Annotated in this window: 9 protein-coding genes; 7 read left to right on the forward strand and 2 right to left on the reverse strand. The window is 59.4% G+C overall.

The window, feature by feature from the left end; all coding sequences use genetic code 11:
* Position 1 precedes the first annotated feature (1 nt).
* Both C1N60_RS00475 and metF read left to right on the forward strand, forming a co-directional pair.
* Positions 2-2434 carry a bifunctional aspartate kinase/homoserine dehydrogenase II gene (locus C1N60_RS00475; RefSeq protein ID WP_021506835.1) on the forward strand — a complete coding sequence of 811 codons (2433 nt, stop codon included), beginning with the start codon at positions 2-4 and terminating at the stop codon, positions 2432-2434.
* A gap of 214 nt (positions 2435-2648) precedes the next feature.
* A complete protein-coding gene (metF, locus tag C1N60_RS00480; protein ID WP_021506834.1) occupies positions 2649-3545 on the forward strand; it encodes a methylenetetrahydrofolate reductase in 897 nt (298 codons plus the stop codon).
* 76 nt (positions 3546-3621) lie between these two features.
* Here metF and ppc read toward each other — a convergent pair whose 3' ends face one another.
* Positions 3622-6273, reverse strand: coding sequence for a phosphoenolpyruvate carboxylase (ppc, locus tag C1N60_RS00485; RefSeq protein WP_031279588.1), 2652 nt, complete (start codon positions 6271-6273; stop codon positions 3622-3624).
* 249 nt (positions 6274-6522) lie between these two features.
* Positions 6523-7671 (reverse strand): acetylornithine deacetylase, encoded by a 1149-nt coding sequence (gene argE, locus C1N60_RS00490; protein ID WP_021506832.1) that lies wholly within the window; start codon positions 7669-7671, stop codon positions 6523-6525.
* A 167-nt stretch (positions 7672-7838) separates the two neighbouring features.
* On the opposite strand from argE, the gene argC reads away from it, so the two are divergent.
* The 5 genes from argC to C1N60_RS00515 all read left to right on the forward strand — a co-directional run bounded on the left by argC (position 7839) and on the right by C1N60_RS00515 (position 13301).
* Positions 7839-8843, forward strand: coding sequence for an N-acetyl-gamma-glutamyl-phosphate reductase (argC, locus tag C1N60_RS00495; protein WP_394521263.1), 1005 nt, complete (start codon positions 7839-7841; stop codon positions 8841-8843).
* 18 nt (positions 8844-8861) lie between these two features.
* Complete coding sequence (argB, locus tag C1N60_RS00500) at positions 8862-9638, forward strand: acetylglutamate kinase (protein ID WP_021506830.1); 777 nt, start codon at positions 8862-8864, stop codon at positions 9636-9638.
* A gap of 14 nt (positions 9639-9652) precedes the next feature.
* Complete coding sequence (locus C1N60_RS00505) at positions 9653-10870, forward strand: argininosuccinate synthase (protein ID WP_021506829.1); 1218 nt, start codon at positions 9653-9655, stop codon at positions 10868-10870.
* A 75-nt stretch (positions 10871-10945) separates the two neighbouring features.
* On the forward strand, positions 10946-12325 hold the full coding sequence (gene argH, locus C1N60_RS00510; protein ID WP_058758137.1) for an argininosuccinate lyase: 1380 nt from the start codon (positions 10946-10948) through the stop codon (positions 12323-12325).
* A gap of 100 nt (positions 12326-12425) precedes the next feature.
* Positions 12426-13301: an Ig-like domain-containing protein gene (locus tag C1N60_RS00515; protein ID WP_166712457.1), complete on the forward strand. Its 876-nt coding sequence runs from the start codon at positions 12426-12428 to the stop codon at positions 13299-13301.
* The last annotated feature ends 231 nt before the right edge of the window (positions 13302-13532 follow it).

Here is a 13532-nt window from a genome sequence, read left to right on the forward strand (position 1 = left end):
CATGACGATTTCAGCAGGCGCGGGAACGCCGATCAAGCAGTTGCATAAATTTGGTGGCAGTAGCCTGGCCGACGCGCGCTGTTATCAGCGCGTCGCCGGTATCATGGCCGATTACAGCCAGCCGGGCGACTTAATGGTGGTCTCTGCCGCAGGCAGCACCACTAACCAGCTGATCAGCTGGCTCAAGCTGAGCCAGAGCGATCGCTTATCGGCCCATCAGGTGCAACAGGCGTTACGCCGTTTTCACAGCGAACTGATCGCTGCACTGCTGCCTGCTGAATATGCAGAAACCCTGACCGCAGCCTTCATCCGCGATCTTGAACGCCTGGCGGCGCTGCTCGACGGCGCCATCACCGATGCGGTGTACGCCGAAGTGGTTGGCCACGGCGAAATCTGGTCGGCGCGCCTGATGGCGGCGGTGCTCAGCCAGCGCGATATCGAAGCGGCGTGGCTGGATGCGCGCGACTTCCTGCGTGCCGAACGTGCGGCGCAGCCGCAGGTAGATGAAGGCAAATCCTGGCCGCTGCTGCAGGCGCTGCTGGCGCAGCATCCGCATAAGCGTCTGGTGGTGACGGGTTTTATCAGCCGCAGCGAAGCGGGTGAAACCGTGCTGCTCGGCCGTAACGGCTCTGACTACTCGGCAACGCAGATTGGCGCGCTGGCGGGCGTGAACCGCGTCACCATCTGGAGCGACGTCGCTGGCGTTTACAGCGCGGACCCGCGCAAGGTCTCCGATGCCTGCCTGCTGCCGTTGCTGCGGCTGGATGAGGCCAGCGAGCTGGCCCGACTGGCGGCGCCGGTGCTGCACACGCGTACGCTGCAGCCGGTCTCCAACAGCGACATCGATTTACAGCTGCGCTGCAGCTATCAGCCGGAGCAGGGCTCAACGCGCATTGAGCGCGTGCTGGCGTCCGGCACCGGCGCGCGCATTGTCACCAGCCACGACGATGTCTGCCTGGTTGAGATTCAGATTCCCGATAGCCACGATTTTGCCACCCAGCAGAAAGAGATCGATCTGCTGCTGAAGCGCGCGCAGCTGCGTCCGCTGGCGATGGGTATCCATCCGGATCGTCGCCTGCTGCAGCTGTGTTACACCTCGGAAGTGGTCAACAGCGCCTTTAACCTACTGCAGGACGCGGCGCTGCCCGGTCATCTGCAGCTGCGCGACGGTCTGGCGCTGGTGGCGCTGGTCGGTGCTGGCGTAACGCGTAATCCGCTGCACAGCCATCGCTTCTGGCAGCAGATCAAAGACCAGCCGGTCGAATTCGTCTGGCAGTCAGAAGATCACATCAGCCTGGTAGCGGTGCTGCGCGTCGGACCGACCCAGCACCTGATTCAGGGACTGCACCAGTCGCTGTTCCGCGCCGAGAAGCGCATCGGCCTGATTCTGTTCGGCAAAGGCAATATCGGCTCACGCTGGCTGGAGCTGTTCGCGCGCGAGCAGGAGACGCTGTCGGCGCGTACCGGGTTCGAGTTTGTGCTGGCGGGCGTGGCGGACAGTAGCCGCAGCCTGCTGAGCTATGACGGTCTCGACGCCAGCCGGGCGCTGGCCTTCTTTGATGATGAAGCCGAAGCGCGCGACGAAGAGTCGCTGTTCCTGTGGATGCGCGCGCACCCGTTTGACGATCTGGTGGTGCTGGACGTCACCGCCAGTGATTCGCTGGCGCAGCAGTATCACGATTTTGCCAGCCACGGCTTCCACGTCATCAGCGCCAACAAAGTGGCCGGCGCTGCCAGCGGCCAGAGCTGGCGCCAGGTACGCGATGCCTTCGCCAAAACCGGCCGCCACTGGCTGTATAACGCGACCGTGGGTGCCGGACTGCCGGTCAATCATACGGTGCGCGACCTGCGCGAAAGCGGCGACAGCATTCTGGCGATTAGCGGTATCTTCTCCGGCACGCTGTCGTGGCTGTTCCTGCAGTTTGACGGCACGGTGCCGTTCAGCGAGCTGGTCGATCAGGCGTGGCAGCAGGGCTTAACCGAGCCCGACCCGCGCGTCGATCTCTCCGGTCAGGACGTGATGCGCAAACTGGTGATTCTGGCGCGCGAAGCCGGTTATGACATCGAACCGGATCAGGTGCGGGTTGAATCGCTGGTGCCGTCACAGTGCGAAGGCGAATCCATCGACCACTTCTTCGAAAACGCCGACGAGCTGAACGAGCAGATGCTGCAGCGCTTCGAAGCCGCACAGGAGATGGGGCTGGTGCTGCGCTACGTGGCGCGTTTCGATGCCAACGGTAAAGCGCGCGTCGGCGTGGAAGCGGTGCGTCCGGAGCATCCGCTGGCGGCGCTGCTGCCGTGCGATAACGTGTTTGCCATCGAAAGCCGCTGGTATCGCGACAATCCGCTGGTGATCCGCGGGCCGGGTGCCGGCCGGGATGTCACCGCCGGTGCGCTACAGTCTGATATCAATCGTCTCGCCCAACTGCTGTAAACCTGCTGCGCAGACGGCGTCCGCTGTCTGCGTTTTTCCTTCTGCTTCCCCGTCAGGTGAATCCCTTTCACTTTGGTTGAATATTTGTCACGCCCGGCAAGCAATTTTATGTTGACGCTAAGCTGAAGATCGTTCATTTTGTGCATCTGGACGTCTAAACGTATGGATGTTCGCGGTTCGCAAATTAATCGATATGTGATGATGAGGTAACAGGATGAGTTTCTTTCATGCCAATCAGCGCGAAGCGCTGAACCAGAGCCTGGCTGAGCTGAACGGGCAAATTAATGTCTCTTTTGAGTTTTTCCCGCCCCGCACCAGCGAAATGGAAGCAACCCTGTGGAACTCCATCGACCGCCTGAGCAGCCTGAAACCCAAATTCGTCTCGGTAACTTACGGAGCCAACTCCGGCGAGCGCGACCGCACTCACAGCATCATCAAAGGCATTAAAGAGCGCACCGGACTGGAAGCGGCACCGCACCTCACCTGTATCGATGCGACGCGCGATGAACTGCGCGCCATTGCGCGTGACTACTGGAATAACGGCATTCGCCATATCGTGGCGCTGCGCGGCGATTTACCACCGGGCGGCGGCAAACCGGACATGTACGGCAGCGATCTGGTGTCGCTGCTGAAAGAGGTCGGTGATTTCGACATCTCGGTAGCGGCCTATCCCGAAGTGCATCCGGAAGCGAAGAGTGCGCAGGCGGATCTGATCAACCTGAAGCGAAAAATTGATGCCGGCGCCAGTCGCGCGATCACCCAGTTTTTCTTCGACGTGGAGAGCTATCTGCGTTTTCGCGATCGCTGCGTGGCTACCGGTATTGACGTGGAGATCGTGCCGGGCATTCTGCCGGTCTCCAACTTTAAACAGCTGCAGCGTTTCGCCACCATGACCAACGTGCGCGTACCGGGCTGGATGAACGCCATGTTTGACGGGCTGGATGATGATGCGGAGACGCGCAAAATGGTCGGTGCCAACATCGCCATGGACATGGTGAAAATCCTGTCGCGCGAAGGGGTGAAGGACTTTCATTTCTACACGCTAAACCGCGCCGAGATGAGCTACGCCATCTGCCACACGCTGGGTGTTCGCCCGACGCTGGCGGCATAAGCGTGAAAGGATAAAAAAGAGAAGGGGGCCTCAGGGCCCCCTTCTTGCTGTGCAAGGCGTGATGCGCCGCCAGCCGTTAGCCGGTGTTACGCATGCCGGCCGCGACGCCAGCGATAGTGACCATCAGCGCCTGTTCTACGCGCGCATCAGGTTCATCGCCGCGCTCTTCCTGCGCACGCGCACGCTGCAGCAGTTCCGCCTGCAGCACGTTGAGCGGATCGGTGTAGACGTTACGCAACGCGATGGATTCGGCGATCCACGGCTGGTCCGCCATCAGGTGCGCATCGTTCGCGATGGTCAGCACCGCTTTGATATCGGCATCGAGCTGATCGCGCAGCTGTTTGCCGAGCGGCCACAGCGATTTATCCACCAGACGCTGATCGTAATACTCCGCCAGCCACAGGTCAGCCTTCGAGAACACCATCTCCAGCATGCCGAGGCGCGTGGCGAAGAACGGCCATTCGCTGCACATGGTTTCCAGCTGATCCTGATGGCCTTCGTCCATCGCTTTCTGCAGCGCCGCGCCGGCCCCCAGCCACGCGGGCAGCATCAGGCGGTTCTGCGTCCAGGCGAAGATCCACGGAATGGCGCGCAGCGACTCAACGCCGCCGGTCGGACGCCGTTTCGCCGGGCGCGATCCGAGCGGCAGTTTACCCAGCTCCTGCTCTGGCGTCGCCGAGCGGAAGTAGGGTACGAAGTCCGGATTTTCACGCACATAGCCACGGTACATGGCGCACGAATAGGCTGACAGGCCGTTCATGATCTCCTGCCATTCGCGTTTTGGCTCTGGCGGTGGCAGCAGGTTGGCTTCCAGAATCGCCCCGGTGTAAAGCGACAGGCTGGCGATGGTGACTTCCGGCAGGCCATATTTGAAGCGAATCATTTCGCCCTGTTCGGTCACGCGCAGGCCGCCTTTCAGGCTGCCCGGCGGCTGTGACAGTAGTGCTGCATGCGCCGGTGCGCCACCGCGGCCAATCGAACCGCCGCGTCCGTGGAACAGCGTCAGGGTAATGCCGGCTTTGTCGCAGGTTTTAATCAGCGCATCCTGGGCCTGATACTGCGCCCAGCTGGCTGCCATCACGCCGGCATCTTTTGCCGAGTCGGAGTAGCCAATCATCACCATCTGCTTGCCGTTGATGAAGCCGCGATACCAGTCGATATTCAGCAGCTGGCTCATCACGTCATTGGCGTTGTTGAGGTCGTCGAGGGTTTCAAACAGCGGCGCCACCGGCATTGCGTAAGGGATGCCGGCCTCTTTCAGCAGCAGATGCACCGCCAGTACGTCAGACGGCGTTTTGGCCATCGAAATCACATAGGCGGCAATCGAGCCCTGCGGCGCTTCTGCCGCTACTTTACAGGTATCCAGCACTTCACGCGTGTTGTCGCTGGGCTCCCACTGCCGCGGCAGCAGCGGCCGCTTGGAATTCAGTTCACGGATCAGGAACGCCTGCTTATCGGCTTCTGACCAGCTTTCATAGTCGCCCAGTCCGAGATAGCGCGTCACTTCGGCAATCGCTTCGGTGTGGCGGGTGCTCTCCTGACGGATATCGATGCGCACCAGCGGCACGCCGAAGCACTTCACGCGGCGCAGCGTATCAAGCAGCTGGCCGTTGGCGATGATGCCCATGCCGCACTGCTGCAGCGACTGGTAAATAGCAAACAGTGGCTGCCACAGCTGATCGTTTGAAACCAGCAGATCGGCCGGACGCGGCAGGCGCTCGCCCTTCAGGCGGCGCTCCAGATAGCTCTGGGTGCTCATCAGCTGGCTGCGGATACGCTTCAGAATCACGCGATACGGCTCCAGCGCCTCCGCATCGCCACACAGTTCGCGCACTTCGTCGCTGCACTCGGACATCGACAGCTCCGACACCAGCACGCCGATGTCGCGCAGGAACAGGTCGGCGGCTTTCCAGCGGCTTAGCTGCATCACGTGGCGGGTAATCGGTGCGGTGACGTTCGGGTTACCGTCACGGTCGCCGCCCATCCACGAGGTAAATTTGATGGGCACGAAATCCACCGGCAGCTGGATGCCGAAGCTCTCTTCCACCTGCTGGTTCAGCTCGCGCAGAAACGCCGGCACGCCTTCCCACAGGCTGTTCTCCACCACCGCGAAGCCCCATTTGGCTTCATCTACCGGCGTCGGGCGATATTTACGGATCTCATCGGTGTGCCACGCCTGCGCCACCAGCTGACGCAGGCGGCGCATGACCTGGTTGCGTTCGTAGTCGGTGATGTCACTGTGGTCGAGCTGCTGCAGACAGCTGTTCACTTCGCCCAGCTTGTGGATCAGCGTGCGGCGGGTAATTTCGGTCGGGTGAGCGGTGAGCACCAGCTCCAGCGACAGCTCCTCAATCGCCTGGCGGATGGCCGGCTCGCTGAGATCGCTCTGCTGCTTCAGGCGCTCGAAGGTTTTTTTCAGCAGCTCCGGATGGTTAGCACCGTCGCCGCTGCGCGAAATGGTTTGATACTGTTCTGCCACGTTGGTGAGGTTAAGGAACTGGCTGAACGCGCGTGCCACCGGCAGCAGCTCGTCGTTAGACAGGTTTTGCAGCGTGGAGAGCAGTTCCTTACGATGAGTGTCATTTCCTGCACGGGATGACTTAGAGAGCTTGCGGATGGTCTCCACCCGATCGAGGATGTTCTCTCCCAGTGCATCCTTTATCGTATCCCCGAGCAGTTTGCCGAGCATACTGACATTACTTCGCATTGCGGAATATTGTTCGTTCATGTGACCCTGACACCCTTATCGTCTTAAATATAAAACCTCTATACCCAACGGGCATAACATCGTCTTTTATCTAGCCACGGTTCTTCCTGTTCGTCAATTGACTTAAATTGCCGGTATCGTGCTGCTAACTATCGGAAATTCATCGAATTTAATTGACAGGAGGTGGGATAAGTTATTCTTATTATCAAATCCCGGATAATGACGGGGCAATTTGCTGATTTCGCAGTGAAATGCCCCATCTTTTAATCATCAATGGCAAAAATGCTGCACAACCTGAGTGATAAGCGCATGAGTCGGCTTAATAAATGCGGTATCAATAAACTCGTCTGGCTGATGCGCCTGATTGATGGATCCAGGCCCTAACACCAGCGTCGGGCACAACTGCTGGATAAACGGCGCTTCGGTGCAGTAATTCACCACTTCTGTCGGCACCCCCAGCAGCTTCTCCACCACCTTCACCAGTTCATGATCGGCCGGGCATTCGTAGCCGGGAATCGGCGGATGCAGCTCACCGACAGTCAGACGGCCCGGCCAGCGCGCGCTCACCGGTGCCAGCGCTTCATTGAGTAAACCGTCGAGATCGCTCAGCGTCAGTCCCGGCAGCGGACGGATATCCATATGCAGCTCACAGCAGGCGCAGATGCGGTTCGCCGCGTCGCCGCCGTGGATATGGCCAAAGTTCATGGTCGGATAGGGAATGGCGAAGCCGTCGTGGTGATAGCGCTCTTTCAGCGTATTACGCAGCTGCATCAGCTGAGTAATGGATTCATGCATCAGCTCGATAGCGTTCACGCCGCGCGCCGGATCGCTGGAATGACCGGACTGACCCTGAATGCGGATGGCGTGCGACAGATGGCCTTTGTGGGCGCGCACCGGTTTCAGCGACGTCGGTTCGCCGATGATGGCGCAGTCCGGCCGCAGCTGGGTCGATTCAGAGAAGTATTTCGCGCCGGCCATCGTGGTCTCTTCATCGGCGGTGGCAAGGATGTACAGCGGTTTGCTGAGCTTCGTCACGTCAACGTCACGCAGCGCATCAAGAATAAAGGCAAAGAAGCCTTTCATGTCGGCGGTGCCTAAGCCGTACAGCTTGTTGTCGTGTTCGGTCAGGGTGAAGGGATCGCGCGTCCAGCGGCCGTCGTCATACGGCACGGTGTCGGTATGGCCCGCCAGCAGCAGGCCACCTGCGCCGCTGCCGCTGCGCGCCAGCAGGTTGAATTTGTGGCGCGTACCCGGCACCGGCTGGACTTCCACGCTGAAGCCGAGATCGCGGAACCAGCCCGCCAGCAAATTGATTAAAGTTTCATTGCTCTGATCCAGCGCGCTGTCGGTGGCGCTGATCGACGGTGTTGCAATCAGCTGGCGGTAGAGTTCGATAAAAGGTGGAATTTTTGTCTTCACTGTTGACGGTCCCTGGGTTAGGATGTATCAATATTAATGCATTAATAGTGAATAAAAATACATTAACGTCGTCTGCATGTGAACTGAAAAAAGCTGCAAACGGCATCGTGGGCAACGGGGCAATGCCGCGACCCGATACGTGTGACTGTAATAAGGTATACAGCCTGATGTTGAATACGCTGATCGTTGGTGCCAGTGGTTATGCTGGCGTAGAGCTTGCCACCTACCTGAATCGCCACCCGCATATGAACATAACCGCTTTGGCGGTTTCAGCGCAAAGCCCGGATGCCGGAAAGTTACTCTCCGATCTCCATCCGCAGCTGAAAGGCATCGTCGATTTGCCATTGCAGCCGCTGAGTGATGCCGCAGAGTGGGCCGGCAAGGTCGATGTGGTGTTCCTCGCCACCGCACACGAAGTCAGCCACGATCTGGCCCCGGAATTCCTAAAAGCCGGCTGCGTGGTGTTCGACCTCTCAGGCGCGTTCCGCGTTAATGACGACGGCTTTTATCAACAGTATTACGGTTTCAGCCATCAGCACCAGGCGTGGCTCGACAAAGCCGTTTACGGCCTGGCCGAATGGAACCACGAGCAAATTAAAGACGCGCAGCTGGTGGCGGTGCCGGGTTGCTATCCGACCGCCGCGCAGCTGGCGCTTAAGCCGCTGATTAAGGCTGGCCTGCTTAATCCGGCTCAGTGGCCGGTCATCAATGCCACCAGCGGCGTCAGCGGTGCCGGACGTAAAGCCAGCGTCACCACCAGCTTCTGTGAAGTCAGCCTGCAGCCGTACGGTCTCTTCAATCACCGTCACCATCCGGAGATTGTGGCCCATCTCGGCACGCCGGTGATCTTCACGCCGCATCTCGGTAATTTCCCGCGCGGCATTCTGGAAACCATCACCTGTCGTCTGAACGCCGGCGTGAGCCAGCAGGATGTGGCGGCGGCGTTCCACAGCGCCTACCACGACAAACCACTGGTGCGGCTGTACGACAAAGGCGTACCGGCGCTGAAAGGGGTGGTTGGCCTGCCGTTCTGCGATATCGGCTTTGCCGTGCAGGGCGAGCACCTGATTGTTGTCGCAGCGGAAGACAACCTGCTGAAAGGCGCCTCCTCACAGGCGGTGCAGTGTCTCAATATTCGTTTCGGCTTCCCCGAAACGCTGTCTCTGATTTAACGGACGGATAACCTGACCATGAGCAATCCTCTGATCATTAAGCTGGGCGGCGTACTGCTGGATAGCGAAGAAGCGCTGGCGCGTCTGTTTGATGCCCTGCTGGCGTACCGCACGCAGTATCAGCGTCCGCTGATCATCGTCCACGGCGGTGGCTGCCTGGTGGACGAGCTGATGAAGAAACTGGCGCTGCCGGTGAAAAAGAAGAACGGTTTGCGCGTGACGCCAGCCGATCAGATCGACATTATTACCGGTGCGCTGGCCGGCACCGCCAACAAAACGCTGCTGGCATGGGCGAAGAAGTACGGCATTGGCGCAGTGGGTTTATGCCTCGGCGATGCCGGCCTGGTGAACGTGGCACAGTTCGATGAGGAACTGGGGCATGTTGGCAACGCCACGCCGGGTAATCCGCAGCTGCTCAATACGCTGCTGGATGCAGGCTATATGCCGGTGATCAGCTCGATTGGCATCACCGACGGCGGCGAACTGATGAACGTCAACGCCGACCAGGCCGCGACCGCGCTGGCGGCGACGATCGGTGCCGATCTGGTGCTGCTGTCAGACGTCAGCGGTATTCTCGACGGCAAAGGTCAGCGCATCGCCGAGATGACCGCAGCCAAAGCCGAGCAGCTGATTGCCCAGGGCATTATTACCGATGGCATGATTGTGAAAGTGCATGCGGCGCTCGACGCGGCGCGTACGCTGGGCCGCCCGGTGGATATCGCCAGCTGGCGTCATGCTGAACAGCTGCCAACCCTTTTCAACGGCGTGTCGATTGGCACCCGGATTCTCGCATAATCAAGGATTACGACATGAGCACGCAAAACATCAAAAAAATCGTTCTGGCTTACTCGGGCGGTCTGGATACCTCGGCCATCATTCCCTGGCTGAAAGAGAACTACGGTGGTTGTGAAGTGGTGGCGTTCGTGGCCAACATTGGTCAGGATCCGGCCGATCTGGAAGGCGTAGAGAAGAAAGCGCTGCAGTCGGGCGCGTCTGAGTGCCATGTGGTCGATCTGCGTGAAGAGTTTATCAGCGAATACGTTTACCCGGTGCTGCAGACCGGTGCGCTGTACGAAGGCACCTATCTGCTGGGCACCTCAATGGCGCGTCCTATCATCGCCAAAGCGCAGGTTGAACTGGCGCTGAAAGTGGGCGCAGACGCGCTGTGCCACGGCGCAACCGGTAAAGGCAACGATCAGGTGCGTTTCGAAACCACCTATACCGCGCTGGCACCGCAGCTTAAAGTGGTGGCGCCATGGCGTGAGTGGAACCTGCGTTCGCGTGAAGCGCTGCTGGATTACCTGAAAGAGCGCAATATCCCGACCACCGCGTCGCTGGAAAAAATCTACAGCCGTGATGAGAACGCCTGGCACATATCGACCGAAGGTGGCGTGCTGGAGAGCCCGTGGAACGCGCCAAACAAAGATTGCTGGGTGTGGACCGTCGATCCGCTGGAAGCGCCGGATCAGCCAGAAAACGTCACCGTCAGCGTGGAGAAAGGCCAGGTTGTCGCGGTGAACGGTGAGAAACTGAGCCCGTTCCAGTGTCTGGAAAAACTCAATGCGCTGGGAGCGAAACACGGCGTGGGCCGGATTGATATCGTGGAAAACCGTCTGGTGGGCATCAAATCACGCGGCTGCTACGAAACCCCGGGCGGCACCATCATGGTCAACGCGCTGCGTGCGGTTGAGCAGCTGGTACTGGATCGCGACAGCTTCAAATGGCGTGAGCAGCTGGGTCAGGAGATGTCTTACGTGGTGTATGACGGCCGCTGGTTCGCACCGCTGCGTCAGTCAATCCAGGCCGCTGCCGCATCGCTGGCAGAGCTGGTGAACGGGGAAGTGGTACTGCAGCTGTACAAAGGCCAGGCCACGGCGATCCAGAAAAAATCGGCGAACAGCCTGTACTCAGAAGAGTTTGCCACCTTCGGCGAAGACGAAGTGTACGATCACCGTCACGCGGGCGGCTTTATTCGTCTGTTCTCGCTCTCTTCACGCATTCGCGCGCTGAACGAGCAGAAGAAGTAATACCGGCGGCAGGCGACATATTTTGCAGGGGCGGCTTCGGGCCGCCCTTTGTTTAACAGATTCAGGAGCAAGCAGATGGCACTTTGGGGCGGACGTTTTTCGCAGGCGGCAGATCAACGGTTTAAACAGTTCAACGACTCACTGCGGTTTGACTACCGCCTGGCGGAGCAGGACATCATCGGTTCGGTGGCCTGGTCAAAAGCGCTGGTAACGGTAAACGTGCTGAGCAGTGAAGAGCAGCAGCAGCTGGAAGCCGCGCTGAATGCGCTGCTGGAAGAGGTTCGCGCCAATCCGCAGCAGATTCTGCAGAGCGATGCCGAGGATATTCACAGCTGGGTGGAAGGCAAGCTGATCGACAAAGTCGGCGCGCTGGGCAAAAAGCTGCACACCGGGCGCAGCCGTAACGACCAGGTGGCGACCGATCTCAAACTGTGGTGTAAAACGCAGGTGGCACTGCTGCTGGAAGCCACGCGCGAGCTGCAGTCAGCGCTGGTAGCCACGGCTGAGGCCAATCAGGATGCCGTGATGCCGGGCTACACCCACCTGCAGCGGGCGCAGCCGGTGACGTTTGCCCACTGGTGTCTGGCCTACGTTGAGATGCTGGCGCGCGACGAGAGCCGTCTGCAGGATACGCTGAAGCGGCTGGATGTCAGCCCGCTGGGCTGCGGCGCGCTGGCCGGTACTGCTTATGAGATTGACCGTGAGCAGCTGGCCGGCTGGCTCGGCTTCGCCTCTGCCACGCGTAACAGCCTGGATACCGTGTCCGACCGCGATCACGTGCTGGAGCTGCTGTCTGATGCCTCGATTGGCATGGTGCACCTGTCGCGCTTCGCTGAAGACATGATCTTCTTCAACACCGGTGAAGCCGGCTTTATTGAGCTGTCCGATAAAGTGACGTCGGGCTCATCGCTGATGCCGCAGAAGAAAAATCCGGACGCGCTGGAGCTGATCCGCGGCAAGTGCGGTCGCGTGCAGGGCGCACTGACCGGCATGATGATGACGCTGAAAGGGCTGCCGCTGGCGTACAACAAAGATATGCAGGAAGACAAAGAAGGGCTGTTCGATGCGCTCGATACCTGGCTTGACTGCCTGCATATGTCAGCGCTGGTGCTGGACGGCATTCAGGTGAAGCGTCCGCGCTGTCAGGAAGCCGCCGAGCAGGGTTACGCTAACTCGACCGAACTGGCCGATTATCTGGTAGCCAAAGGCGTGCCGTTCCGCGAAGCGCACCACATTGTCGGCGAAACCGTGGTGGAAGCGATCAAACAAGGCGTCGCGCTGGAAGCATTAAGTCTGGCGCAGCTTAAGCAGTTTAGCGCGGCGATCGGGGAAGATGTTTATCCGGTGCTGTCGCTGCAGTCTTGTCTCGATAAGCGTAACGCGCGCGGCGGCGTGGCACCACAGCAGGTGGCGCTGGCGATCGGCGAAGCGAAGCAGCGCTTAAACCTGGCGTAATGCGCGCCAGGAAATTTCTTTCGTAAAAAAGAGACAATTCTTGATCGGCCTGGCGTGAAGAGTTCTTAAAGTGTGCTCGCAGTTAATTTGGAGAACATAAATGAGCACTTCACGCTTTGGCTACCCTTTCTTTCCTCTGGAGCCGGCCGTTGAAAACCAGGTTCCTGTCACCTTCGATTCCGCCTCGGTGAATGACGGCGGTTTTATTGTCGATGGCGAAATCACCCGCGATACGCGCCCTGCGCTGAACGGCTATGCCGGCCGTGGCGTCACGCTTGAGTGTTACCATCACGGCGAGTTAGTGGGCAGCACGCTCAGCGATGCTCAGACCGGCTACTTCAGTTTTACGCTGCCTGCCGCGCTGGCGGGCGGGAGTCATCAGTTCGTGGCACAGGTGGCGGCAATGCCGCAGAGCGCCAGCGCGCCCTTCACGCTGATCGTCGAAGACGCTGGTTTTGTACCGGTCACGTTAACCGCCATGCACAGCGGCACGCAGTTTATCTGGCCGGAAGAGAGCACTACGCAAACCCAGCCGACTTTTTCCGGTAAAGGCCAGCCCGGCAGCCGGGTTGAGCTGTTTGATAACGATGAGCCGCTCGGCAGTGCGCTGGTCGATAGCGATCACAAATGGACCTTTACGCCGTCTCATGCGCTGGCCGCTGGCGAGCATCAGATCGTGGTGACATGCGGCGCAGGGAATGTCAGTGCGCCGGTCAGCCTGATCGTCGCGGATGATGTTACGGAAGACGTGGCCCGGCCGGAGGCGCTCAGCGGCCTGCATCTGCACGACCTGCTGGCCAGCGTGCCGGTTAACCTGTTCCAGGACGCGGAGCTTAACCCGGACACGCAGCAGTATGAGCTGGTGCTGAATAATGACGATCTGCAGCAGGAGCTGACGCAGTCCGGTATCGTCGGCCACTCCCTGGTGCTGACGGAGCAGGATTTGCAGCAGTTGCTGGGTGATGTGCCACTGTGATGCAGAAGCAAAAAAAAGCGGGCTTTAAGTAGCCCGCCAACCTCTAGCTTCGGAATTACATATAGTTATAGGCACATCATCAAAGGGCTGGCACTCCCGGCCAACTCAGTGATTTCGTGAGCAGGTTGCAGGTGCTGCTCCAGATTGTTGTTGTTGCGTGTGTGCGTTAGCCGCTTTAACAATCTGTGGTCTTAATCAGATGGCCGGTATTATTCCTGTTCACCGCTTGAT

This window comes from Pantoea sp. SGAir0184, from assembly GCF_043544755.1.